General features: G+C 52.4%; 19 protein-coding genes. 13 read left to right on the top strand and 6 right to left on the bottom strand.

What is annotated here, in order from left to right:
• Positions 1 to 14 precede the first annotated feature (14 nt).
• From yrfG to hslO, 3 genes are read left to right on the top strand one after another with little or no spacing between them, the layout of a single operon-like run.
• Positions 15 to 686, top strand: coding sequence for a GMP/IMP nucleotidase (gene yrfG, locus SK36_RS20095; RefSeq protein WP_048223482.1), 672 nt, complete (start codon positions 15 to 17; stop codon positions 684 to 686).
• Between the two features lie 10 nt (positions 687 to 696).
• Positions 697 to 1,098 carry a ribosome-associated heat shock protein Hsp15 gene (gene hslR / locus SK36_RS20100; RefSeq protein ID WP_048222895.1) on the top strand — a complete coding sequence of 134 codons (402 nt, stop codon included), beginning with the start codon at positions 697 to 699 and terminating at the stop codon, positions 1,096 to 1,098.
• 24 nt (positions 1,099 to 1,122) lie between these two features.
• Positions 1,123 to 2,001 (top strand): Hsp33 family molecular chaperone HslO, encoded by an 879-nt coding sequence (gene hslO / locus SK36_RS20105; protein WP_045449817.1) that lies wholly within the window; start codon positions 1,123 to 1,125, stop codon positions 1,999 to 2,001.
• A gap of 45 nt (positions 2,002 to 2,046) precedes the next feature.
• On the opposite strand, the gene SK36_RS20110 is transcribed toward hslO, so the two are convergent.
• Positions 2,047 to 3,765, bottom strand: a complete 1,719-nt coding sequence (locus SK36_RS20110; protein WP_048222898.1) for a DUF4153 domain-containing protein — start codon at positions 3,763 to 3,765, stop codon at positions 2,047 to 2,049.
• Positions 3,766 to 4,144: 379 nt separating this feature from the next.
• Here SK36_RS20110 and pckA point away from each other — a divergent pair, with 379 nt between their 5' ends.
• Positions 4,145 to 5,767 (top strand): phosphoenolpyruvate carboxykinase (ATP), encoded by a 1,623-nt coding sequence (pckA, locus tag SK36_RS20115; protein WP_045448440.1) that lies wholly within the window; start codon positions 4,145 to 4,147, stop codon positions 5,765 to 5,767.
• Between the two features lie 80 nt (positions 5,768 to 5,847).
• On the opposite strand, the gene envZ is transcribed toward pckA, so the two are convergent.
• Positions 5,848 to 7,200, bottom strand: a complete 1,353-nt coding sequence (gene envZ / locus SK36_RS20120; protein ID WP_045448442.1) for a two-component system sensor histidine kinase EnvZ — start codon at positions 7,198 to 7,200, stop codon at positions 5,848 to 5,850.
• Positions 7,197 to 7,916 carry an osmolarity response regulator transcription factor OmpR gene (gene ompR, locus SK36_RS20125; RefSeq protein ID WP_001157751.1) on the bottom strand — a complete coding sequence of 240 codons (720 nt, stop codon included), beginning with the start codon at positions 7,914 to 7,916 and terminating at the stop codon, positions 7,197 to 7,199. The genes envZ and ompR overlap by 4 nt, the downstream gene beginning before the upstream one ends.
• Positions 7,917 to 8,144: 228 nt before the next feature.
• Between ompR and greB the strand changes: the two genes are divergently transcribed.
• The 6 genes from greB to SK36_RS20155 all read left to right on the top strand — a co-directional run bounded on the left by greB (position 8,145) and on the right by SK36_RS20155 (position 15,427).
• Positions 8,145 to 8,618, top strand: a complete 474-nt coding sequence (gene greB / locus SK36_RS20130) for a transcription elongation factor GreB (RefSeq protein WP_045448445.1) — start codon at positions 8,145 to 8,147, stop codon at positions 8,616 to 8,618.
• Positions 8,619 to 8,719: 101 nt separating this feature from the next.
• Complete coding sequence (locus tag SK36_RS20135; protein WP_048222901.1) at positions 8,720 to 11,059, top strand: Tex family protein; 2,340 nt, start codon at positions 8,720 to 8,722, stop codon at positions 11,057 to 11,059.
• A 403-nt stretch (positions 11,060 to 11,462) separates the two neighbouring features.
• A complete protein-coding gene (gene feoA / locus SK36_RS20140; RefSeq protein ID WP_045448450.1) occupies positions 11,463 to 11,690 on the top strand; it encodes a ferrous iron transporter A in 228 nt (75 codons plus the stop codon).
• Between the two features lie 18 nt (positions 11,691 to 11,708).
• Positions 11,709 to 14,027, top strand: a complete 2,319-nt coding sequence (feoB, locus tag SK36_RS20145; protein ID WP_045448452.1) for a Fe(2+) transporter permease subunit FeoB — start codon at positions 11,709 to 11,711, stop codon at positions 14,025 to 14,027.
• Between the two features lie 11 nt (positions 14,028 to 14,038).
• Positions 14,039 to 14,275 (top strand): [Fe-S]-dependent transcriptional repressor FeoC, encoded by a 237-nt coding sequence (gene feoC / locus SK36_RS20150; RefSeq protein WP_045448454.1) that lies wholly within the window; start codon positions 14,039 to 14,041, stop codon positions 14,273 to 14,275.
• Positions 14,276 to 14,500: 225 nt separating this feature from the next.
• Positions 14,501 to 15,427 carry an Rpn family recombination-promoting nuclease/putative transposase gene (locus SK36_RS20155; RefSeq protein WP_048222904.1) on the top strand — a complete coding sequence of 309 codons (927 nt, stop codon included), beginning with the start codon at positions 14,501 to 14,503 and terminating at the stop codon, positions 15,425 to 15,427.
• Between the two features lie 43 nt (positions 15,428 to 15,470).
• Here SK36_RS20155 and bioH read toward each other — a convergent pair whose 3' ends face one another.
• Positions 15,471 to 16,241, bottom strand: a complete 771-nt coding sequence (gene bioH / locus SK36_RS20160) for a pimeloyl-ACP methyl ester esterase BioH (protein ID WP_048222907.1) — start codon at positions 16,239 to 16,241, stop codon at positions 15,471 to 15,473.
• A 61-nt stretch (positions 16,242 to 16,302) separates the two neighbouring features.
• Between bioH and gntX the strand changes: the two genes are divergently transcribed.
• The 3 genes from gntX to gntT all read left to right on the top strand — a co-directional run bounded on the left by gntX (position 16,303) and on the right by gntT (position 19,253).
• The gene (gene gntX, locus SK36_RS20165; protein WP_048222911.1) at positions 16,303 to 16,986 is read left to right on the top strand and encodes a DNA utilization protein GntX; all 684 of its coding nucleotides are present in this window, start codon (positions 16,303 to 16,305) and stop codon (positions 16,984 to 16,986) included.
• A gap of 58 nt (positions 16,987 to 17,044) precedes the next feature.
• Positions 17,045 to 17,620: a Fe-S biogenesis protein NfuA gene (gene nfuA, locus SK36_RS20170; RefSeq protein WP_045448462.1), complete on the top strand. Its 576-nt coding sequence runs from the start codon at positions 17,045 to 17,047 to the stop codon at positions 17,618 to 17,620.
• A gap of 316 nt (positions 17,621 to 17,936) precedes the next feature.
• On the top strand, positions 17,937 to 19,253 hold the full coding sequence (gntT, locus tag SK36_RS20175) for a gluconate transporter (RefSeq protein WP_045448464.1): 1,317 nt from the start codon (positions 17,937 to 17,939) through the stop codon (positions 19,251 to 19,253).
• 76 nt (positions 19,254 to 19,329) lie between these two features.
• On the opposite strand, the gene malQ is transcribed toward gntT, so the two are convergent.
• A complete protein-coding gene (gene malQ / locus SK36_RS20180) occupies positions 19,330 to 21,417 on the bottom strand; it encodes a 4-alpha-glucanotransferase (protein WP_045448466.1) in 2,088 nt (695 codons plus the stop codon).
• Positions 21,418 to 21,426: 9 nt separating this feature from the next.
• Positions 21,427 to 23,820, bottom strand: a complete 2,394-nt coding sequence (gene malP, locus SK36_RS20185; protein WP_048222915.1) for a maltodextrin phosphorylase — start codon at positions 23,818 to 23,820, stop codon at positions 21,427 to 21,429.
• Positions 23,821 to 24,341 lie beyond the last annotated feature (521 nt).

Genomic DNA, 24,341 nt, shown 5'->3' on the forward strand with positions numbered 1-24,341 from the left:
GGGCAGCTTGAATGATGAAGTGTCTTGATATTGCCTGGCAGAATGTCGACACGGTCTTGCTGGACATGGACGGCACGCTGCTCGATCTGGCGTTCGATAACTATTTCTGGCAAAAACTGGTGCCGGAAACCTATGGCGCTCAGCAAGGCATTACCCCCCGGGAAGCTCAGGAATATATTCGCCAGCAGTATCATGCCGTACAGCATACGCTAAACTGGTACTGCCTGGATTACTGGAGCGAGTGCCTGGGTCTGGATATTTGCGCCATGACGACGGAACAGGGGCCGCGTGCAGTGCTGCGTGAAGATACGGTTCCGTTTCTTGATGCCTTAAAAGCGTCCGGTAAGCGACGTATTTTGCTGACTAACGCACATCCACATAACCTGGCGGTGAAGCTGGAGCATACCGGACTGGCCTCACACCTTGATTTATTACTTTCCACCCACACATTTGGTTATCCCAAAGAGGATCAGCGGTTATGGCACGCTGTGGCTGAAGAAACGGGAATAAGTGCCGAGAAGACGCTGTTTATTGACGACAGCGAACCCATTCTCGACGCCGCTGCTCAATTCGGCATTCGTTACTGCCTCGGCGTGACCAATCCCGACTCAGGTATTGCGGAAAAACAGTATGCACGCCATCCGTCACTGAATGACTACCGCCGACTGATCCCCTCACTGATGTGAAGGAGATGCCATGAAAGAGAAGCCCTCTGTTGAAGTCAGGCTGGATAAATGGCTGTGGGCAGCACGTTTTTATAAAACACGTGCGATAGCCCGTGAAATGGTTGAAGGCGGTAAGGTGCATTACAACGGGCAGCGCAGTAAGCCGAGTAAAATTGTCGAACTGAATGCCACCCTCACCCTGCGCCAGGGAAATGACGAGCGGACGGTCATTATCAAGGCCATTACCGAACAGCGTCGCCCGGCAACTGAAGCCGTTTCGCTGTATGAAGAAACCGCGGAGAGCGTTGAAAAACGCGAAAAAATGGCGCTGGCACGTAAGCTTAATGCCCTGACTATGCCGCACCCGGACAGGCGGCCGGACAAAAAAGAGCGCCGCGACCTGTTACGATTTAAACACGGCGACAGTGAATGACTGTCACCTGCAAGAGAGATGATTATGCCGCAACATGACCAATTACATCGTTATCTGTTTGAAAACTTTGCCGTGCGCGGCGAGCTGGTAACCGTTTCGGAAACCCTGCAACAGATCCTCGAAAACCATACTTACCCTCAGCCGGTCAAAACCGTGCTGGCCGAGCTGCTGGTTGCTACCAGCCTGCTGACCGCTACACTGAAATTTGCCGGTGATATCACCGTGCAGTTGCAAGGCGATGGCCCGCTCAGCCTGGCGGTAATTAATGGCAACAACAATCAGCAAATGCGCGGAGTCGCTCGCATACAGGGCGATATCCCTGAAAATGCCGACCTGAAAACTCTGGTCGGCAACGGCTATCTGGTGATCACCATTACCCCGGAAGAAGGCGAGCGCTATCAGGGCGTGGTCGGTCTGGAAGGAGATACTCTGGCGGCCTGTCTGGAAGACTACTTCCTGCGTTCAGAACAGCTGCCAACGCGTCTCTTTATCCGTACTGGCGACGTCGATGGCAAACCAGCAGCTGGCGGTATGCTGCTGCAGGTGATGCCAGCACAAAATGCGCAGGCGGATGATTTTGATCACCTTGCTGCGCTGACAGAAACCATTAAAGCTGAAGAACTGCTAACGCTGCCTGCCAACGAAGTACTGTGGCGTTTGTACCACGAAGAAGAAGTGACGCTTTACGATCCGCAGGATGTTGAGTTCAAATGTACCTGTTCACGCGAACGTTGTGCTGGCGCACTGAAAACGCTGCCGGACGAAGAAGTGGACAGCATTCTGGCAGAAGAAGGCGAAATCGATATGCACTGCGATTACTGCGGTAGCCACTATCTGTTTAACGCTATGGATATTGCTGAGATCCGTAGTAACGCGTCCCCTGCTGACCCGCAGGTGCATTAAGTTCTTAGCCCGGCGGGCTGTTCATCCTGCCGGGCTAACGCTCGCTTACTCAGCGTAATAATTCATTTTTAGCCGTTCGCCATTAATGGTGATATCCCGCCAGACCCTGGGGGCTGAATCCAGTTTATGATTCACCAGCGCCTGCAGAAGTTGGTCCTTATTAAATCCCTCCGGTAACTGAGCAACGGCGACCAGATCCCATTGTTCCCCTTTCATACCAATGACCAGACTTTCTCCCTCAGCAAATGCATACAGCACCTGTTCAGGCTTGCCATCAGCGTTGAGATCCTGATCAACGAGCACACATGCGTCCTGTTCAAAACAGGAGCTAATACGGTAGCTCTGCCCTTTGACAAACACCCAGAACGCCTCGTCTGGCTTCTTGCTGCCCGGCGCGATCATCACCTTTGGAGCTAGCTGTGTCGCGGTCAGAGTCTTAATCGGATCGCGCTCTCCCTGTAGAAGTGAGTTTAAGTCACGCCTGCGCTTACTATCCTTGTTGAACGCCTCATCATTGCGTAATGCCTCCAACGCTGCCCGTCCCGGTTTTCCGCTACGATCCAGCATATACAGACTGACCTGATCCGGCGTATTTTTACCACTGTAGTAGCGTGCCATATGACTGTTGACGCTAATGCGCCATGCGTCGAGTACGGGCGACGTCAACAGAATCAACAGCCCCAGGGCCAGTAATGAAACACCAAGGATAACCTTTCCCTGAATTTCAAGTGGGTTACGGCCACGACATAATATGCTCGCCAGATAGCCAAGCGACCAGGTCAGCAGCACAACGACAACCAGCACACCATGCAAGCGCTCAGGCGTCCAGCCATATTGGTGAATGCGCACCCATAGTGCCCAACCGGCAATCAGCATATAAATGGGGGCGACAACGAGTGAGAATTTGATCAGATAGCGTAACGCGCCAGGATAGGGTAACGCCTCTTTTTGCGGCTCGCGCACAATGGCCATCAACAGCAGGAGGATCAGCGTCAACGTGGACATCAAGCCAGCCGCCGACACCCGCTGTGAAATCGCCTCCAGCCCGGTGAAAGGCACGGTCAGCATAAACATCAGCGCTAACAGCGCAACCAGCGGTAAAAGACCCGTAGCGATAAATGTCAGTAACTTTTGAACGGCAGCCACCAAACGCGACTGCGTACGTGCCAGAACTACCGCCAGTGCGGTAATCAAGCTAAATGCCACATAACCGAACCAATCGGTCTCAAAGAAAAGCGTCTTAAAGAAGGTAATATCGACGAGCTTAAACATCTCACTCCACAGCAGGAGCACCAGCCAGAACAAGCCGTTAGTGACAAAGACAATCAGCAGCGTCAGCGTGTTAAGCCAAAAGCAGGTATAAAACTGAGAATAGCGAGACTGATCGGTACGCGCGTGGAGTTGGTATTGAATCCAGGGCAGTGCCAGCATTGCCATGAGAAGTAAGCGCCAGCCGTAAACGAAAAAAACGTCTTCCTGTCTCCACCGATTACTGCCCCCGACGTTCCATTTCAGCCAAACGCTCATCGCCAGCACAACAACGAAGATCAGTGCCATCCAGCACCACAGCGCACGCTGCCTGAAAGAAACGACAGTAAGCAGAAGTGCCGAAGTCAGCGCAACCGTTACGGGCATCCCATAGAACAGCCAGTCGCTGTTATGAGGTATGAGGTATGTCATCAGCAGATAACACAACACGCCTTGCAGCAGGCCGACTAACATCATGCCCCAACGAGTCGTAGGTGAAAGTTCAACACTATCCATATCGTTATCCTGACTGGAGAGAAAGGCTAATTATCGCATCATCTTCACAATTCGTTGCACCAACATGCCGCTTTCAGTCCACAACTGCGCGAAGTGAATCGATATTTCTCATGTTTTAGTTACGTTATTTTCTTACATGAATGCGATTACACTCACAACATTCCCGCCAAATACACTCTCCATTAACGTTTTAAGAACATTTTCCACAACAAAAAAGGGTTTCCTGCCATAATATCCGCCTCTTTGTGACAGGAGTCGCAGCGTATTCGGTCGCCCGTGATTTTGCCCGGATACGTAAATCTATGAGCCTTGTCGCGGTTAGCAACCCCTAAAAAACCTTACTATTCCAGGTAATACATATTGGCTAAGGAGCAGTGAAATGCGTGTGAACACCAGTTTAACCCCGCAAGATCTCAAGGCTTATGGTATCAATGACGTTCAGGATATCGTTTACAATCCAAGCTACGACCTGTTGTACCAGGAAGAACTTGATCCAAACCTGGAAGGTTACGAGCGTGGCGTATTAACTAACCTGGGCGCCGTTGCAGTTGATACCGGTATCTTTACCGGGCGTTCGCCGAAGGATAAGTACATTGTCCGCGACGACACCACGCGTGACACGCTGTGGTGGTCCGACAAAGGTAAAGGCAAGAACGACAACAAACCGCTCTCCCAGGAAACCTGGCAGCATCTGAAAGGGTTAGTCACCCAACAACTTTCTGGCAAGCGCCTGTTTATCGTTGATGCGTTCTGCGGTGCCAACGCAGATACCCGTCTTTCCGTGCGCTTCATTACCGAAGTCGCCTGGCAGGCGCATTTTGTCAAAAATATGTTCATCCGTCCGAGCGATGAAGAACTGGTTGATTTTAAACCTGATTTTATCGTAATGAACGGCGCAAAATGCACCAACCCACAATGGAAAGAGCAGGGTCTGAACTCTGAAAACTTCGTTGCATTCAACCTGACTGAACGCATTCAGTTGATCGGTGGCACCTGGTACGGCGGCGAGATGAAGAAAGGTATGTTCTCCGTCATGAACTACCTGCTGCCGCTGAAGGGTATTGCATCCATGCACTGCTCTGCGAACGTAGGCGAAAAAGGTGATGTGGCGGTCTTCTTTGGCCTCTCAGGTACCGGTAAAACCACCCTGTCCACCGACCCGAAACGCCGCCTGATTGGCGACGATGAGCACGGTTGGGATGACGATGGTGTATTTAACTTTGAAGGCGGCTGCTACGCGAAGACTATCAAGCTGTCTAAAGATGCCGAGCCGGAAATCTACAATGCAATCCGCCGTGATGCGCTGCTGGAAAACGTCACCGTTCGTGAAGACGGTTCTATCGATTTCGACGACGGTTCTAAAACCGAGAATACCCGTGTTTCCTACCCGATTTATCACATCGACAATATCGTTAAGCCGGTGTCAAAAGCGGGCCATGCCACCAAGGTAATCTTCCTGACCGCCGATGCGTTTGGTGTTCTGCCGCCAGTCTCTCGCCTGACAGCAGATCAAACTCAGTACCACTTCCTCTCAGGCTTTACCGCTAAACTGGCCGGTACCGAGCGTGGTGTGACTGAACCGACCCCAACCTTCTCTGCCTGCTTCGGTGCGGCATTCCTGTCACTGCACCCAACCCAGTATGCAGAAGTTCTGGTGAAACGTATGCAGGCCGCAGGCGCACAGGCTTATCTGGTGAATACCGGCTGGAACGGCACCGGCAAGCGTATCTCAATTAAAGATACTCGCGCCATTATCGACGCCATTCTGAACGGTTCGCTGGATGATGCGGAAACGTTCAGTCTGCCGATGTTTGACCTGGCGATCCCAACGGAACTGCCGGGCGTGGATACGCGTATTCTCGATCCGCGTAATACCTACGCATCACCAGAGCAATGGCAGGAAAAAGCCAATGCATTGGCGAAACTGTTTATCGAAAACTTTGAGAAGTACACCGATACACCAGCTGGTGCAGCATTGGTTAGCGCAGGTCCGAAACTGTAAATTGACGTGCCGGAAGGTGGGTATCCTTCCGGTCAACAGAAATGACCGAGACAAAAAGGGAGGCATCGCGCCTCCCTTTTTTATACGTCTTTAGTTGCACCCTGTACGCGGGTGAAAGGAACCGGAAGCCAGGCGCGAATCGACAATCCCCCGCGCTCACTGGTACCAATTTCCAGCATACCGTTATGGTTATCAATAATACGCTGTACGATAGCCAGACCCAGACCGGTACCACTGGTGCTACGCGCGCTGTCGCCGCGGACAAACGGCTGGAACAGATGTTTGCGTTGCTCCGGCTTGATACCCGGACCATCATCTTCCACCTGGAACCAGGCGCGATGTGGCTCCGTTCCGCTGCTGACCTTAATCCAGCCATTACCATAGCGGGCTGCGTTAACCACCATATTGGCGACCGCACGTTTAATCGACAGTGGATGCATCTTCACCTGAATAACGCCAGGCTGCAGTGCGGTGTCAATTTCACGCTCATAACCACTTTCCGCCGCAACCACTTCCCCCAGCACGGAGTTCAGATCCGCCATCTCCATTGGCATCTCCTGACCCGTCCGCAGGTAATCGATGAACTGCTCGATAATGGCGTTACACTCTTCAATATCCTTATTGATGGACTCCGCAAGATAACCATCTTCTTCGCCCATCATTTCCGTCGCCAGACGAATACGCGTCAGCGGCGTACGCAGATCGTGGCTGACTCCCGCCATCAGCAGGGTTCGGTCATCGGCTAGTTGCTTAACGCCCGCCGCCATATGGTTGAAAGCACGGGTAACGGAACGCACCTCTGAAGCGCCATACTCTCGCAGCGGCGGTGGGATAATACCTTTCCCCACCTGCAATGCCGCATGCTCAAGATCTACCAGCGGTCGGTTCTGGATACGAATAAACAGCCACGCCCCCCCGATAGCCAGCAGCATAATCGCCAACGTATAGCGGAACAGCGGTGAGAAATCGCCTTGATGGATTTCCGTCAGTGGTACGCGCACCCAGATATTAGGCGACAGCCAGGTTTTCAGCCAGACAACAGGCGAGCTTTTGTTGACCTCAACGCGAACTTCCGTCGGGCCACCGAGCTGTTGCGCCATCTGATGGCTTAAGAATTCATAGTGTTGCGCCCAACGCAGTCCAGCTTCTTCAGCGGCTTCGTTGGAATAGAGGGAAATTCCCAGCTCACGGTAAATTTCCCGGCGGAATGCGGGAGGCACAACCAGCTGTGTACCGTCCTCCAGTTGCAGTTTATCGGTCATCAGCATACGAACTTCGTAGGCCAGGACCTTATTAAACTGCTGGAGGCTCGGCAGGATCGCGAAGTTCAGCACCACCAGATAAGTCGTCACCAGGCTTGCAAAAAGCAAGGTGACGATGAGCAATAATGTGCGAGCAAACGAACTTCGTGGCGAGAAGCGCATTCGCCTCATGCTTTAGAACCGTCCGGGACAAAGACGTAGCCCAGACCCCATACGGTCTGAATGTAACGCGGATGTGCTGGATCCTCTTCCACCATGCGACGCAGACGAGAAATCTGCACGTCAATGGAACGCTCCATCGCGGAATACTCGCGACCACGGGCAAGATTCATCAGCTTATCGCGAGACAGCGGTTCACGCGGGTGACTGACCAGCGCTTTCAGCACCGCAAATTCACCGCTGGTCAGCGGCATAGGCTCATCTTCGCGGAACATTTCGCGAGTACCGAGGTTAAGTTTGAACTTACCGAAAGCAATTACCGCTTCTTCCTGAGAAGGCGCGCCCGGTAGCTCATTCGCCTGACGACGCAGCACAGCGCGAATACGCGCCAGCAGTTCACGCGGGTTAAACGGTTTAGGGATGTAGTCGTCAGCACCGATTTCCAGCCCGACGATACGGTCAACTTCTTCGCCCTTCGCCGTCACCATAATGATGGGCATCGGGTTACTCTGACTGCGCAGGCGGCGGCAAATTGACAGGCCATCTTCACCAGGAAGCATTAGATCCAGTACCATAAGGTGGAAGGATTCACGGGTTAGCAGACGATCCATCTGCTCAGCGTTTGCGACGCTTCGAACCTGGAAGCCCTGCTCAGTCAGATAACGCTCCAGCAGCGCACGCAGGCGCATGTCGTCATCGACCACCAGAATCTTATAGTTCTCTTGCATTGTTTTATACTCCCAAAGGTTCGCAACAATTGTAAGTGTGTATTCTTAAGAAAGCTTACGAGAGTAACCAGTGAATTCTGGTATGAATTCCAGGCTAAATTGTTACAAAGCATATTAAACAGCAGCTTAAGTATACAATGTTTCTCGCAATACATTATTTATTCTGTTGATATGCTCACGTAATACTAATTGTGCGCATCATCACAGAGTCGAAGGTAAAACAATAAGATGAAAACGCCCCTGATAACCCGTGAAGGGTATGAAAAACTCAAACAAGAGCTGAATTATCTCTGGCGTGAAGAGCGCCCGGAAGTCACCAAAAAAGTCACCTGGGCCGCAAGTCTGGGCGACCGCAGCGAAAATGCTGACTACCAGTATAATAAAAAGCGCCTGCGAGAGATCGACAGGCGTGTCCGTTATTTGACGAAGTGCATGGAGAATCTGAAAATAGTCGATTACTCCCCACAGCAGGAGGGCAAAGTATTCTTTGGCGCGTGGGTTGAGATTGAAAATGATGATGGCGATACCCGCAAATTCCGCATTGTCGGATACGATGAAATTTTTGGTCGTAAGGATTACATCTCTATCGACTCACCGATGGCGCGAGCACTGCTGAAAAAAGAGGTGGGCGATCTCGCGGTGGTGAACACACCTGCCGGGGAAGCCAGCTGGTACGTTAACGAGATTGAATACGTTAAATAAGCCTGGAACATTCCGAGAGAATCGGTTCTCGGCTGGCATTTTGGCGTGTCAGTCCGTATAACTATCCCCTGATTTTTGATCCTAAAGATGAAACTAAATCCATGATGAATGATTCGTTCTGCCGCATTATCGCGGGTGAAATTCAGGCTCGCGCCGAACAGGTAGAAGCTGCCGTTCGCCTGCTTGACGAAGGGAACACCGTGCCGTTTATCGCACGTTATCGTAAGGAAATCACCGGCGGTCTGGATGACACGCAGTTGCGTAACCTGGAAAGCCGTCTGGGTTATTTACGTGAACTGGAAGACCGCCGTCAGGCCATTCTCAAATCTATCAGCGAGCAAGGCAAACTGACCGACGACCTGGCGAAAGCGATCAACGGCACGTTAAGTAAGACCGAACTCGAAGACCTCTATCTGCCGTACAAACCAAAACGCCGCACCCGCGGACAAATCGCCATTGAAGCCGGACTTGAGCCGTTGGCTGATCTGCTGTGGAACGAACCTTCCCACGATCCAGAAACCACAGCGGCACAATACATCAACGCCGACAACGGCGTAGCGGATACTAAAGCCGCACTCGACGGCGCACGTTACATCCTGATGGAACGTTTTGCTGAAGACGCTGCGCTGCTGGCAAAAGTGCGTGATTACCTGTGGAAGAATGCGCATCTGGTTTCCACCGTAGTGAGCGGTAAAGAAGAGGAAGGCGCAAAATTCCGTGATTACTTCGATCACCATGAACCGATTTCCAGCGTCCCTTCTCACCGCGCACTGGCAATGTTCCGTGGCCGTAACGAAGGCGTGCTACAGCTTTCATTGAATGCCGATCCGCAATTCGATGAGCCGCCAAAAGAGAGTCACGGTGAGCAGATAATTCAGGATCACCTTGGCCTGCGACTGAACAACGCACCAGCAGACAGCTGGCGAAAAGGCGTCGTCAGTTGGACATGGCGCATCAAAGTGCTGATGCATCTTGAGACTGAACTTATGGGGACCGTGCGCGAGCGTGCGGAAGATGAGGCGATTAACGTCTTTGCCCGAAACCTGCACGATCTGTTGATGGCTGCTCCGGCAGGCCTGCGTGCTACGATGGGTCTCGATCCCGGCCTGCGTACCGGCGTTAAGGTTGCGGTCGTCGACGGCACCGGCAAACTGGTTGCTACCGACACCATTTATCCACATACCGGTCAGGCAGCCAAAGCCGCCGTTGCCGTTGCTGCGCTGTGTGAAAAATACAACGTTGAACTGGTAGCGATTGGTAACGGCACCGCGTCCCGCGAAACCGAACGCTTCTTCCTGGATGTGCAAAAACAGTTCCCGAAAGTCACCGCGCAAAAAGTGATCGTCAGCGAAGCCGGGGCATCGGTCTACTCCGCTTCCGAACTGGCCGCACAGGAGTTTCCTGATCTCGACGTCTCACTGCGCGGTGCGGTCTCTATCGCCCGTCGTCTGCAGGATCCACTGGCTGAGTTGGTGAAAATCGATCCGAAATCGATCGGTGTCGGTCAGTATCAACACGACGTTAGCCAGACACAGCTTGCCCGTAAGCTGGATGCGGTGGTGGAAGACTGCGTAAACGCCGTCGGCGTAGACCTGAACACCGCCTCCGTCCCGCTGTTAACGCGTGTCGCGGGCCTGACCCGGATGATGGCGCAAAATATTGTTGCCTGGCGTGATGAGAACGGTCAGTTCCAGAATCGTCAGCAGCTACTAAAAGTCAGCCGACTGGGGCCAAAAGCGTTTGAACAGTGTGCGGGCTTTCTGCGCATCAACCACGGCGATAACCCGCTGGATGCCTCGACCGTGCACCCGGAAGCCTATCCGATCGTAGAACGTATTCTGGCTGCGACCGAGCAGTCACTGCGTGACCTGATGGGCAACAGCAATGAACTGCGTAACCTGAAGGCATCTGACTTTACCGACGAACGTTTCGGGGTGCCGACCGTCACCGACATCATCAAAGAGCTGGAAAAACCGGGCCGAGATCCGCGTCCGGAGTTCAAAACCGCACAGTTTGCTGATGGCGTGGAAACCATGAATGACCTGCTGCCAGGAATGATTCTGGAAGGCGCAGTCACCAACGTCACTAACTTCGGTGCGTTTGTTGATATCGGCGTTCACCAGGACGGTCTGGTACATATCTCCTCTCTGTCGAATAAGTTCGTCGAAGATCCACACACCGTGGTGAAAGCGGGAGACATTGTGAAGGTGAAAGTGCTGGAAGTGGATCTACCACGCAAGCGTATCGCCCTGACCATGCGTCTGGACGAACAGCCAGGTGAAACCAACGCCCGTCGCGGCGGCGGTAGCAACGATCGCGCTCAGGGCAATCGCCCGACAGCGGCAGCTAAAGCGGCAAAACCGCGCGGGCGTGATACACAGCCTGCCGGCAACAGCGCCATGATGGATGCCCTGGCGGCGGCGATGGGTAAGAAACGCTGACAGAATGCCGGGGGGCACTTGTGCTCCTCCGGCTATATCATTTCGATTAACAATTAAATAATACAAATTGAAGCGGTTATTTAATTAGCCGAGGACTAACCGCACAATTAATTTTCACATCGTTAACAGATGAAACCTTAATTAAACATTAAAAAATCAATAATTGCCGAATTAAATTAACGGTCTCAAACCAGATTAAATGTTGAGGCATATCAAAATTGACTCAAATTATTATCCAATTCTACATTCCGTCACACTTATTCTATTGATGATAAAAACCATTCTCATTATCATTGCATTGTTGATTATTTACTCTTTCCTCCGTTAGCTAATCATCTGGTCTCATGCCGCCCTGCAGCCCCATGAGGTAATCATCCAGTTAGCGAGATATAAGTAGGTCCCTATGCAATTCACTCCAGACACTGCGTGGAAAATTACCGGTTTTTCTCGTGAAATCAGTCCGGCGTACCGTCAGAAGTTATTGTCACTCGGCATGCTACCAGGCTCATCATTCAACGTGGTACGTGTCGCACCTTTGGGCGATCCTATCCACATTGAAACTCGCCGCGTAAGTCTGGTATTGCGTAAAAAAGATCTGGCGTTATTAGAAGTGGAAGCGGTTTCCTGTTAATACAGTGAGTCAATAAAAATGAAAAAACTAACCATTGGTTTAATTGGTAATCCTAATTCCGGCAAGACAACTTTATTCAATCAGCTCACCGGCGCGCGTCAGCGTGTAGGCAACTGGGCTGGAGTCACCGTTGAGCGTAAAGAAGGTCATTTTGCGACGACGGACCATCAGGTCACACTGGTGGATTTACCAGGTACGTATTCACTGACAACGATCTCATCCCAGACCTCCCTCGATGAGCAAATTGCCTGTCACTATATTTTAAGCGGCGACGCCGACTTGCTTATCAACGTCGTCGATGCCTCAAACCTTGAGCGCAACCTCTACCTGACGCTGCAACTGCTCGAACTGGGTATCCCCTGTATCGTCGCGCTTAACATGCTGGACATTGCTGAGAAGCAGCAAATCCGTATTGATATCGACGCGCTTTCCGCCCGTCTTGGCTGCCCAGTGGTTCCACTGGTTTCTACGCGTGGACGTGGGATTGAAGCGCTGAAGCTGGCGATCGATCGTTATAAAGAGAACGACGCCGTCGAGTTGGTCCATTATGCTCAGCCACTGCTACGTGAAGCAGATTCTCTGGCTGACGCAATGACCGAAGAGATGCCGCTACAACAACGTCGCTGGCTTGGCCTGCAAATGCTGGAAGGCGATATCTACAGCCGCGCCTACGCGGGCGATGCTGCGCAAAATCTGGATGGTGCAATTGCCCGTCTGAGTGAAACGATGGACGATCCCGCGCTGCACATTGCCGATGCGCGATACCAGTGCATTGCCGCGATCTGCGATACCGTCAGCAACACGCTAACCGCCGAGCCAAGCCGCTTCACCACCGCTGTCGATAAAATCGTCCTCAACCGCTTCCTCGGTCTGCCAATTTTCCTGTTCGTGATGTACCTGATGTTCCTGCTCGCCATTAACATCGGTGGCGCGCTGCAGCCGTTATTTGACGTCGGTTCAGTGGCACTCTTTATCCATGGTATTCAATGGATTGGTTACACGCTGCACTTCCCGGACTGGCTGACCATCTTCCTGGCGCAGGGTCTTGGCGGCGGGATTAACACCGTTCTGCCACTGGTCCCTCAAATCGGTATGATGTACCTGTTCCTCTCCTTCCTCGAAGACTCCGGCTACATGGCGCGAGCCGCGTTTGTAATGGACCGTCTGATGCAGGCGCTGGGGCTACCGGGTAAATCGTTTGTCCCGCTGATTGTTGGTTTCGGCTGTAACGTACCGTCGGTGATGGGCGCACGTACACTGGATGCGCCGCGTGAACGTCTGATGACCATCATGATGGCACCGTTTATGTCCTGCGGTGCACGTCTGGCGATTTTCGCTGTGTTTGCAGCGGCATTCTTTGGTCAGAACGGTGCGCTGGCGGTCTTCTCGCTATATGTATTAGGTATCGTCATGGCAGTGCTGACTGGCCTGATGCTCAAGCACACCATCATGCGTGGCGAAGCAACGCCGTTCGTGATGGAACTGCCGGTTTATCACGTCCCGCATATTAAAAGCCTGATCATCCAGACCTGGCAGCGCCTGAAAGGCTTCGTCCTCCGTGCCGGTAAAGTCATTATCATTGTCAGTATTTTCCTTAGCGCGTTTAACAGTTTCTCCCTGAGCGGGAAAATCGTCGATAACATCAACGACTCAGCTCTTGCTTCCGTCAGCCGCGTTATTACCCCGGTCTTTAAACCGATTGGCGTACACGAAGATAACTGGCAGGCCACCGTGGGTCTGTTCACCGGTGCGATGGCCAAAGAAGTGGTTGTCGGTACACTGAATACACTCTATACCGCTGAAAATATTCAGGAAGAAGAGTTCAACCCGGCAGATTTCCACCTCGGTGATGAGTTAGTCGGCGCACTGGATGAAACCTGGCAAAGCCTGAAAGATACCTTCAGCCTGAGCGTCCTGGCTAACCCTATCGAAGCCAGTAAAGGTGACGGTGAGATGGCAACTGGCGCCATGGGCGTGATGGGCGAAAAATTTGGCAGCGCCGCAGCCGCTTACAGCTACCTGATTTTCGTACTGCTGTATGTTCCGTGCATTTCAGTTATGGGGGCTATCGCGCGTGAATCCAGCCGTGGCTGGATGGGCTTCTCCGTTCTGTGGGGCCTGAATATCGCCTACTCACTGTCGACGCTGTTCTATCAGGCAGTCAGCTACAGTCAGCACCCGACCTACAGTCTGGTCTGCATTTTAGCCGTCATCCTGTTTAACATCGTATTGCTGGGTCTGCTACGCCGCGCCCGTAGCCGTGTGGATATTGCGCTGCTGGCAACCAACAAAACGGTAAGCTCGTGCTGTGCCAGCACGACTGGCGATTGCCACTAAGGTTGTGGATCATGGCATCGCTTATACAGGTTCGTGATTTACTGGCTCTGCGGGGACGTATGGAGGCTAAGCAAATTAGCCACACGCTGCATACCCCGCAGCCAATGATTGACGCCATGCTGAATCAGTTAGAGAAAATGGGCAAAGCGAAGCGAATTCAGGAAGATGCCGAGGGGTGTCTTTCCGGAAGCTGCAAAAGCTGCCCGGAAGGCAAAGCCTGCCTGCGCGAATGGTGGGCTTTGCGTTAAACGTAATGCTATTTGCCGGATGACGCTACGTTTGTCCGGCCTACAAACGGCACCTAATATCCATGCTGTCCGGGATTTTGCGAAACGAATTCCATAGGAATGTCACTCTTTCAGCAAAACAGATTTATCCTCCAACCCTCTGCACATCGTTAACATTACGGGGATGCTTCCCTTTTCTACGGCAAGTAGAGTCTCATCATCTTGTTCTTCAGGTGACGGACCGCCATGAATACTGACGCTACAGCTACGCCGCATGACGCAATTTTCAAGACTTTTATGGGCCATCCAGCTACCGCTCGCGACTTTCTTCAACTTCATCTTCCAGACTCTTTACGTATTCTTTGTGACCTAAAGACACTGAAACTGGAACCGGGCAGTTTTATTGAGGACGATTTGCGTGCGCACTATTGCGATGTGTTGTGGTCACTAAAAACTCGTGAAGGCGATGGCTACATCTACACGGTTATTGAACATCAGAGCACCGCGGATGCACATATGGCGTTTCGTCTTATGCGTTATGCTATTGCAGTCATGCAGCGACATCTGGATGCGGGCCACAAAAAGCTGCCACTGGTGATCCCCATGCTTTTTTATCACGGCACCGTCAGCCCATATCCCTACTCCTTGTGCTGGCTGGATAAATTTGACGATCCGGAGACAGCCAGACAACTTTATGCGAACACTTTTCCATTAATAGATATCACGGTAATGGCTGATGACGAGATCATGCAGCATCGCCGTATAGCACTACTGGAGCTGATTCAAAAACATATCCGGAAACGAGATTTGATGGGATTAGTGGAAAAACTGGTCGTCCTGCTTGTTAAAGGAAACGCTAATGACAACCAGTTGAAAGCCCTGTTTAATTACATGATTCAGGCTGGCGACACAGCGCATTTCAAAGAATTTATGGACGAAGTAACCGGACGCCTACCTCAACACAAGGAGAGACTGATGACTATCGCAGAGAGATTACGCCAGGAAGGGCATATGAATGGGTTACAGGAAGGGTTACAGGAGGGCTTACAACAAGGTAAACGAGACGAAGCACGACGCATTGCTGCCACCATGTTAGCCGACGGTATCGACAGACTGACCATTCTCAGAATCACTGGCCTTTCTGCTGAGGAGTTAATGGCAAAAAGGCATTAATGTCGGCCCGGTAAGCATCGCGTCACCGGGCAAGTCAAAGGCGCTATAACCGCTGTTTCAACGCCATCAGCGCGGCACAGAACTCACCAGGATGCGAGATAAACGGCGCATGTGCCGCTTTGGCAAACACCAGAGATTCGCTCTCCGGCCACAGTGCATCCAGCATCGGTACAACTTTGCGCGGTACCAGCCCATCAAGATATCCATACAACCGCAGGAACGGCATGCGCAATGCGCAGAGAGATTCACGCAGATCAACCGTTTTCAGGATCTCCAGCCCACCATTCAGTACCGCCACTTCCGGCATCGGTAATGCCAGCACCGTTTTCTTCAAAGTTCGCGCGTCCTGACGTGCGGTTTCCGTTCCCATCGTTTGTAGCGCCAGAAAACGCTCTACCGTACGCTGGAAGTCTTCGCTAAGCTGTTGCTGGAATCCCGCCAGCACGTCCGGCTTAATACCCGGCCACTCATCACGAGCGCTAAAACATGGCGAAGAAGCCACAGTAACCAGCGCCTGAACACGAGCAGGATGGGTCAACGCTACCTGACTTGCTACCAGCCCGCCCAGGCTCCAGCCCAGCCAGATGGCTTTCTCTGGTGCCTGTTGTAAAACACGTTCCGCCATCTCCTCCAGCGGCATCGCGCCGAAACCCTGACTACGGCCAAATCCCGGTAAGTCGACAAGATGTAGCGTGAAATGCGAACTCAGTTCCTCACTTATGCAATGCCATACTTCCGCATTCAATCCCCATCCGTGCAGCAGCACAAGATGGCAATTTCCCGAACCTCGGGTCTGCCACCAGATGTCATTCATCAGTTACTGTTCTCTTTTTTGGAGCCTAGCCCTGTAGGCATACATTGTTAAGGATAAACCTATGCTAACAGTACCGGGATTGTGCTGGCTATGCCGAATGCCACTGACGCTGGGACATTGGGGAATTTGTTCCGTTTGTACACGGGCGACACGCCGTCATATCAATTTGTGCCCCCAGTGCGGGATGCCAGCCGCCCACACCGCCATTCCCTGCGGCCGGTGTCTGCAACAACCGCCGCCGTGGCAGCGGTTGGTTACGGTCAATGACTATGTTCCGCCGCTGAGTAACCTTATCCACCAGCTGAAATTTTCGCGCCGTAGCGAGATTGCCACTGCACTTTCACGCCTGCTGCTACTGGACGTGTTGCTGGCTCGCCGTACCAGCGGGCTTCCTCTGCCGGACAGGATCGTCAGCGTCCCACTCTGGCAACGCCGACACTGGCGAAGAGGGTTTAACCAGAGCGATTTATTGTGCCGTCCTTTGGCGCACTGGCTGGGTTGTGACTGGGACAGTCAGGCAATAACACGGGTTCGGGCGACCGCCACGCAGCATCATCTCAGCGCCCGATTACGCAAACGCAACCTGAAAAATGCTTTTCGCCTTGAATTGCCGGTACAGGGACTCCATATGGTTGTTGTGGATGATGTCGTCACTACCGGAAGTACCGTCGCGGAAATCGCGCAACTACTTTTGCGCAACGGCGCGGCGACTGTCCAGGTATGGTGCCTGTGTCGAACCTTGTAGAGCCTCGATGATGGGCGTATTATAACCAAGTAAAATAGTCAACTATTAGGCCATTACTATGATCCATATTTCCGATGCTGCACAAGCGCACTTTGCCAAACTGCTGGCAAATCAGGAAGAAGGGACACAAATCCGCGTATTTGTGATTAATCCCGGCACGCCTAACGCTGAATGCGGCGTTTCTTATTGTCCACCGGACGCCGTGGAAGCAACCGACACCGCCATCAAATTTTCCCTGCTGACCGCATATGTTGATGAACTGAGTGCACCCTATCTGGAAGATGCTGAAATCGATTTCGTTACCGATCAGTTAGGCTCCCAGCTGACCCTGAAAGCGCCTAATGCGAAAATGCGTAAAGTATCCGATGATGCGCCGCTGATGGAACGCGTTGAATACATGCTGCAGTCGCAGATCAACCCGCAACTGGCTGGCCACGGTGGACGCGTCACTCTGATGGAGATCACCGATGAAGGCTACGCTATTCTGCAGTTTGGTGGCGGCTGTAACGGTTGTTCAATGGTAGATGTCACGCTGAAAGAAGGCATCGAGAAACAGCTGCTGGGGGAATTCCCTGAACTGAAAGGCGTTCGCGATTTGACCGAACACCAGCGCGGCGAGCACTCTTACTACTAAGTCCCCATCTGTATTCGCCCGGTGACGCGCAGCGATCCGGGCCTACGTTCTTCTGCTACCATCTTGCAATTACCCCACCATAATTTGACCTGCCTCTCATAATTTAAATTTTGCTGTCCCAGGTGATTTTCAACCACCATATGTTACCCGTATCATTCTTATGGGCACCTAACTACTCCATAATAGCCAGCTGAACTGATTAGTTTTGAAGGCAATCAGCATTGGTGCTGTAAATACTCTGTTCCCGGTCGGGACAATCAGAATTTGTCATCTAAACACTGACGTTACCCATAACAAAGTAAAGGCCAGGTAAATCATGCCATTAGTCATCGTTGCTATCGGTGTAATCTTGTTACTCCTCCTGATGATCCGTTTCAAAATGAACGGTTTCATCGCTCTCGTCCTGGTGGCGCTTGCTGTCGGATTGATGCAAGGGATGCCACTGGATAAAGTCATCGGTTCTATTAAAGCCGGCGTCGGCGGAACCCTTGGCAGCCTTGCCCTGATTATGGGTTTTGGCGCCATGCTGGGTAAAATGCTGGCAGACTGCGGTGGTGCGCAACGTATTGCGACCACACTGATTGCTAAATTCGGTAAAAAGCACATTCAGTGGGCGGTAGTATTAACCGGCTTCACCGTGGGCTTTGCACTGTTCTACGAAGTTGGCTTCGTACTGATGCTGCCGCTGGTATTCACCATTGCCGCCGCCGCGAATATCCCGCTGCTGTACGTTGGTGTTCCGATGGCCGCTGCGCTGTCTGTAACCCACGGTTTCTTACCACCGCACCCGGGCCCGACCGCTATTGCGACCATTTTCCACGCAGATATGGGCAAAACGCTGCTGTTTGGTACGATTCTGGCTATCCCGACCGTTATTCTCGCCGGTCCGGTTTATGCACGTTTCCTGAAAGGTATTGATAAGCCGATCCCGGAAGGTCTGTACAGCGCCAAAACCTTCACTGAAGAAGAGATGCCTGGCTTTGGCGTCAGCGTTTGGACCTCTCTTGTTCCGGTGGTATTGATGGCGATGCGTGCTATCGCAGAGATGATCCTGCCGAAAGGACATGCCTTCCTGCCAGTTGCGGAATTCCTCGGCGACCCGGTCATGGCTACGCTTATTGCGGTGTTGATTGCGATGTTCACATTTGGTCTGAACCGTGGACGTTCGATGGATCAGATTAACGACACGCTGGTTTCCTCAATCAAAATCATCGCCATGATGCTGCTGATTATCGGTGGTGGCGGTGCCTTCAAACAGGTTCTGGTTGATAGCGGCGTCGACAAATACATCGCCTCGATGATGCATGAAACCAACGTATCTCCGCTGCTGATGGCATGGTCCATTGCCGCCGTACTGCGTATCGCGCTGGGTTCTGCCACCGTTGCGGCAATCACCGCAGGTGGGATTGTGGCACCGCTGATTGCGACCACCGGCGTTAGCCCAGAACTGATGGTTATCGCGGTAGGTTCGGGTTCCGTGATTTTCTCCCACGTGAACGATCCGGGCTTCTGGCTGTTCAAGGAATACTTCAACCTGACCATCGGCGAAACGATCAAGTCATGGTCAATGCTGGAAACCATTATTTCGGTATGCGGCCTGGTAGGGTGCCTGCTGTTAAATATGGCAATCTGATGTAAAAAAGCCGGGTTCGCTAATGCTTACCCGGCCAACATAAATATAAAGAACCCGCCATCTGGCGGGTTCTTTTTTACCTCTTCCTGGCGGCTGCTTTTCGCCGTTTATCTAAATCCTTAATCAGCTTGTTCACCTCATCATCAGCAAACATCTTCTCAAGCGTAGTGGAGAGCTTACGTCGCCAGTTTTTATACTGATAGCTGGTCCCAGGGATGTTGACCGGCTCAGCCATATCAAGCCAGTCTTCCGGCTGCAGCCCCAGCAGGGCGCTGTTACTGTCGGCAATGTAGCGTTGCATCCCACGATTGAGGATAGGCGTCATCGACATCAGCGACGCCTTGTGCCCGGCTCGTTTCGGCAGACAGCCATATTTATGCAGCGCATCCAGCAGGCCCTGCTTCGCCAGCTCCCTGTCCTGATACAAGCCGCGCAGTACGACCTCATCCGGGTACAGCCCCAGCGTTTTACCCAGCGTCAAATCACCGCTGTCCCAATAACCTTTAAGCGTTGGAAGGTCATGCGTCGCCGCGACTGCCATTGATTGTTCCGGGTACGCTTGCGGCGCACGGAAATTCTTCTCATGGTCATTCTCAAAATAGAGCACTTTGTATGAATACACGCCGCTGTCGCGCAGCTTGCTGACAATTTCAACCGGGACAGTACCCAGGTCTTCGCCAATCACCATGCAGTGATGACGTTTACTTTCCAGCGCCAGAATAGAGAGCAGGTCGTCTACCGGATAATGCACATACGCACCGTGATCTGCTGTCTCACCGTAAGGGATCCACCACAAGCGCAGCATCGACATGACATGATCAATGCGCAGCGCACCACAGTTCTGCATATTGGCGCGCAGCAGTTCAATAAATGGCTCGTAAGCGCGCGCCGTGATGATGTGCGGATCCATCGGCGGCAGCCCCCAGTTTTGGCCGAGCGGGCCGAGGATATCCGGCGGTGCGCCAACGGAAGCTTTCAGGCAATACAGCTCACGGTCACACCAGGTTTCCGCTCCGCCTTCTGCGACGCCGACCGCCAGGTCGCGGTACAGACCGATTGGCATATCAAAGCCCTGGCTGGTTTCCCAGCAGGCGGCAAACTGGGTATATGCCAGCCACTGTAACCAGAGGTAGAAATCCACTTCATCACGATACTCTTCGCAGAACTGCTTCACCTGCGGTGAGTCCACCGACTGGAACCCCTCCGGCCATACTGGCCAACCCCAGCGCAATTCATCTTCTTTCACCTGATGCGCATGCAGCGCGTCAAACGCCGCCTGCCAGTACAGGCTATCGCCCTCCTGAGTCACAAAACGACGGAATGCCGCCATCTGTTCATCATCACGGGCAGAGAAACCTTTCCACGCCATGCGCAGCGCCGTCATCTTCAACGCGGTCACGGTGGAGTAATCAACCCACTCAGCATCCCGCGCACGTTGCAGAATTTGCTGAGTAGATGGCATCTGCCACCAGTCCTGCGCCTCTTTACTCAGACGGAAATCGTCTACCGCATTCACATCAATATAAATAACGTTCAGCCAGCGGCGTGAAGACGGGCTGTACGGGCTGGCACTCTCCGGATTTGCCGGATACAGCGCATGAATCGGGTTCAGACCGATAAACGCCCCGCCACGTTTTGCTACGTCTGCCAGCATGGCGCGGAGATCACCAAAGTCGCCAATCCCCCAGTTGTTCTCTGAACGCAGAGTGTAAAGTTGCACGCATGCGCCCCACAGCTTTTTCCCGGCCAGCAAAGCCGGCGGCTCATAGCAGCGTTTAGGGGCGACGATAATACGACAATGGGTACGCAATTCTCCCTGTGTCAGGGTGAGCGCGTGATACCCCTCCGGCAACTTCGCCGGAAGGTGAAAAGATTTACCGCCGAAGACATGACCTTTGTGCTGCACGCCATCTTCGGTGGTGAGCAGCCAGCTAAACTCACCGTTACCCTCCACCGCCAGCGGCATTTTTTTCCCCACTGTATAAACCATGACGTTTGGCACCGGTGTTACCGCCACTTTCGTGGCGGAGGTAGTGCGATGCATGGCATCAAGCAAACGCCGCTTGGTTTCGGCGCCAATAGACTGCGGTTTACCGTGGGCATTGATGTAATTGGGGCTGATCCCCGCCGCCAGTGCGGCATTATCCAGACGTTTGCTTTCCATCGCGATTCCTTAGCGTTTCGCCTGCCAGATACGAGCCTGATAATCGCGGATGGAGCGATCCGAACTGAACATACCGCAGCGAGCAGTATTCAGAATGGCAGCCCGGGTCCAGGCATCCTGATCACGGTACAATACGTCGACCTGCTTCTGCGCCTCAACGTAAGCTGTGAAATCTGCCATTACCAGATACGGATCGCCGCCCTGCTTACCGATACTGTGCAGCATCTGGTCGAAGGCATGCTTATCGCCATCGCTGTATTTGCCGCTTTCCAGCTCTTTGAGTACCGCATCCAACACTTTGTCTTTCTTGCGCCATTTCACCGGATCATAGCCTTTCGCTTTAAGCCGCTGAACCTCTTCCACAGTGTGACCAAAGATAAAGATGTTCTCGTCTCCCACTTTCTCGGCGATTTCGACGTTCGCACCGTCCAGCGTACCGACCGTTAACGCCCCGTTCAGCGCCAGTTTCATGTTACCGGTACCGGAAGCCTCTTTCCCAGCAGTCGAGATCTGCTCTGAGATATCCGCCGCCGGAATCAACATTTCCGCCGCCGAGACACAATAATCAGGCAGGAACACAACTTTCAGCTTGTCACCGACTTTCGGGTCGTTATTGATGGTTTCTGCCACCTTGTTAATGGCGAAGATAATATTTTTTGCCAGGTAGTAACCCGGTGCCGCTTTCGCGCCAAACAGGAATACGCGCGGTACGCGATCCGCCTGTGGGTTTTCACGGATTTCTTTGTACAACGCCAGAATATGCAGCAGGTTCAGGTGCTGACGTTTGTACTCATGCAGGCGTTTGATCTGAATATCAAATATCGCGTTGGTTGTAATCTCAATACCGGTACGCGCTTTGATAAACTTCACCAGCCGCTCTTTGTTCGCCAGCTTGATATCGCGATACTGCTGACGGAACGTCGCATCGTCAGCGTATTTTTCCAGATTGATCAACTGATCGAGATCGTTCGCCCACTCTTTCTTCAGCGATTTATCCAGTAAGGCAGCAAGCGCCGGGTTGCACTGTTTGATCCAGCGACGCGGCGTAATCCCGTTGGTGACGTTATGGAATTTATTCGGCCACAGCTGGTGGTATTCCGGGAACAAGTCTTTCACGACCAGGGAGGAGTGCAGCGCTGCCACACCATTGACCGCAAAGCCGCTGACCACGCACATGTTCGCCATGCGCACCTGTTTATTGTGAACTACCGCCAGCTTCGCCCAGACGGCGGCATCGCCCGGCCAGGTTTTATCGACCAGCTTCTTAAATCTGTCGTTTATCTCTTTGATAATCTGCATATGACGCGGCAGCAGTGCTTTCACCAGCTTCTCATCCCAGCACTCCAGCGCCTCCGGCATCAACGTGTGGTTGGTGTAGGCAAAGGTCTTACTGGTAATCGCCCATGCGTCGTCCCAGCTCATCTGGTGCTCATCAATCAGCACGCGCAGCAGTTCTGGAATGGCGATGGTCGGGTGGGTATCGTTCAGTTGAATGACTTCATAATCAGCCAGTTCATGCAATTTACGTCCCGCCAGATGATGACGGCGCAGAATATCAGCAACGGAGCAGGCACACTGGAAATATTGCTGCATCAGGCGCAGTTTTTTACCTGCCGTATGGTTGTCGTTCGGGTACAGCACTTTAGTCAGTTTTTCGGCGTCAATACCCTGCTGCTCTGCGCGCAGGAAATCGCCGTCGTTAAATTTAGTCAGGTTAAACGGATGTGCATGGCTGGCCTGCCACAGACGTAGCGGTTGCGCCACGCCGTTACGGTAGCCCAGTACCGGCAGATCCCAGGCCTGTCCGGTGATGGTAAACCCAGGCTCCCAGAGCCCCTCTTTGCTAACTTTACCGCCAATACCGACCTGTACATCCAGCGCCTCATTATGGCGGAACCACGGATAGCTTCCGCGATGCCAGTCATCCGGGGCTTCCATCTGCTGACCGTCGGTAAAAGATTGACGGAACAGACCGTACTGATAGTTCAGGCCATAGCCCGTAGCGGACTGGCCAACTGTCGCCATCGAATCGAGGAAACATGCCGCCAGACGCCCCAGGCCGCCGTTACCCAACGCCGGATCGATTTCTTCCTCCAGCAGGTCGGTCAGATTGATGTCATGCGCTTTCAGCTCATCGCTCACGCCCTGATACCAGCCCAGGTTAAGCAAGTTATTGCCCGTCAGACGACCAATCAAAAACTCCATTGAAATGTAGTTAACATGACGCTGATTTTTTGCCGGTTTCGCCGCAGGCTGGGCGCTGAGCAACTCAGCTAAAGCTCCGCTCACCGCCTGCCACCACTGGCGTGACGTCATTTCTGAAGCCGACAATAAACCGAAGCGCTGCCACTGACGCGTCAGTGCAGCCTGAAAGTGATCTTTGTTGAAGGTAGGCTGTGACATAGAGATTCCAGATCCTTAGGTAATAAACAACGTTATCGCTAGTTTGCCAGGCTCGTTGTTGACCTTCCTCATCCTGGCGAGGATTAGGCAGGGAGGAGGAGTGGGGATGAGCATAAAAATGTGATCGCGGCCACTTAAAGGGGATGTGATGGCTCGTACAGATACAGAATACCCGTACATCATCCCCGAAATGCACCACACATTTCGCATTAGCCTGTTGGGCCAGGCTCTTAACCAGACAATACCAAACAGGGAGATGATGTTGAGAAAAAATATGTAAACAGAGAAATAATTTCCAGTCTGAAATACATATAATAATTAAGATATTTCACGCGAAAGTTATATGCCGATCGCAAAATTTGCCGATTTCATTAAACACCCCGGTAGGCGCACGCATAGTAAGGTATTTTTCAATACGGTAAAAATAACGTTGGATCCAGTAGCCACGCCTGTTGCGGCTCTTTGAGATAATTATTGCAATAGATGTATAAAATTGTGACATAGTGCAAAATCAGACACAC

Origin of the sequence: Citrobacter sp. MGH106 (genome assembly GCF_001037495.1) — a bacterium.
Taxonomy (GTDB): Bacteria; Pseudomonadota; Gammaproteobacteria; order Enterobacterales; family Enterobacteriaceae; genus Citrobacter; species Citrobacter murliniae.

Excerpts from the sequence above, each read along its gene's own strand:
- feoA (WP_045448450.1), top strand. The coding sequence starts at position 11,463 with ATGCAATTCACTCCAGACACTGCGTGGAAAATTACCGGTTTTTCTCGT.
- greB (WP_045448445.1), top strand. The coding sequence starts at position 8,145 with ATGAAAACGCCCCTGATAACCCGTGAAGGGTATGAAAAACTCAAACAA.
- malQ (WP_045448466.1), bottom strand. The coding sequence starts at position 21,417 with ATGGAAAGCAAACGTCTGGATAATGCCGCACTGGCGGCGGGGATCAGC.
- yrfG (WP_048223482.1), top strand. The coding sequence starts at position 15 with ATGAAGTGTCTTGATATTGCCTGGCAGAATGTCGACACGGTCTTGCTG.
- malP (WP_048222915.1), bottom strand. The coding sequence starts at position 23,820 with ATGTCACAGCCTACCTTCAACAAAGATCACTTTCAGGCTGCACTGACG.
- SK36_RS20110 (WP_048222898.1), bottom strand. The coding sequence starts at position 3,765 with ATGGATAGTGTTGAACTTTCACCTACGACTCGTTGGGGCATGATGTTA.
- pckA (WP_045448440.1), top strand. The coding sequence starts at position 4,145 with ATGCGTGTGAACACCAGTTTAACCCCGCAAGATCTCAAGGCTTATGGT.
- envZ (WP_045448442.1), bottom strand. The coding sequence starts at position 7,200 with ATGAGGCGAATGCGCTTCTCGCCACGAAGTTCGTTTGCTCGCACATTA.
- SK36_RS20155 (WP_048222904.1), top strand. The coding sequence starts at position 14,501 with ATGAATACTGACGCTACAGCTACGCCGCATGACGCAATTTTCAAGACT.
- gntT (WP_045448464.1), top strand. The coding sequence starts at position 17,937 with ATGCCATTAGTCATCGTTGCTATCGGTGTAATCTTGTTACTCCTCCTG.
- bioH (WP_048222907.1), bottom strand. The coding sequence starts at position 16,241 with ATGAATGACATCTGGTGGCAGACCCGAGGTTCGGGAAATTGCCATCTT.
- hslO (WP_045449817.1), top strand. The coding sequence starts at position 1,123 with ATGCCGCAACATGACCAATTACATCGTTATCTGTTTGAAAACTTTGCC.
- nfuA (WP_045448462.1), top strand. The coding sequence starts at position 17,045 with ATGATCCATATTTCCGATGCTGCACAAGCGCACTTTGCCAAACTGCTG.
- SK36_RS20135 (WP_048222901.1), top strand. The coding sequence starts at position 8,720 with ATGATGAATGATTCGTTCTGCCGCATTATCGCGGGTGAAATTCAGGCT.
- gntX (WP_048222911.1), top strand. The coding sequence starts at position 16,303 with ATGCTAACAGTACCGGGATTGTGCTGGCTATGCCGAATGCCACTGACG.
- feoB (WP_045448452.1), top strand. The coding sequence starts at position 11,709 with ATGAAAAAACTAACCATTGGTTTAATTGGTAATCCTAATTCCGGCAAG.
- ompR (WP_001157751.1), bottom strand. The coding sequence starts at position 7,916 with ATGCAAGAGAACTATAAGATTCTGGTGGTCGATGACGACATGCGCCTG.
- feoC (WP_045448454.1), top strand. The coding sequence starts at position 14,039 with ATGGCATCGCTTATACAGGTTCGTGATTTACTGGCTCTGCGGGGACGT.
- hslR (WP_048222895.1), top strand. The coding sequence starts at position 697 with ATGAAAGAGAAGCCCTCTGTTGAAGTCAGGCTGGATAAATGGCTGTGG.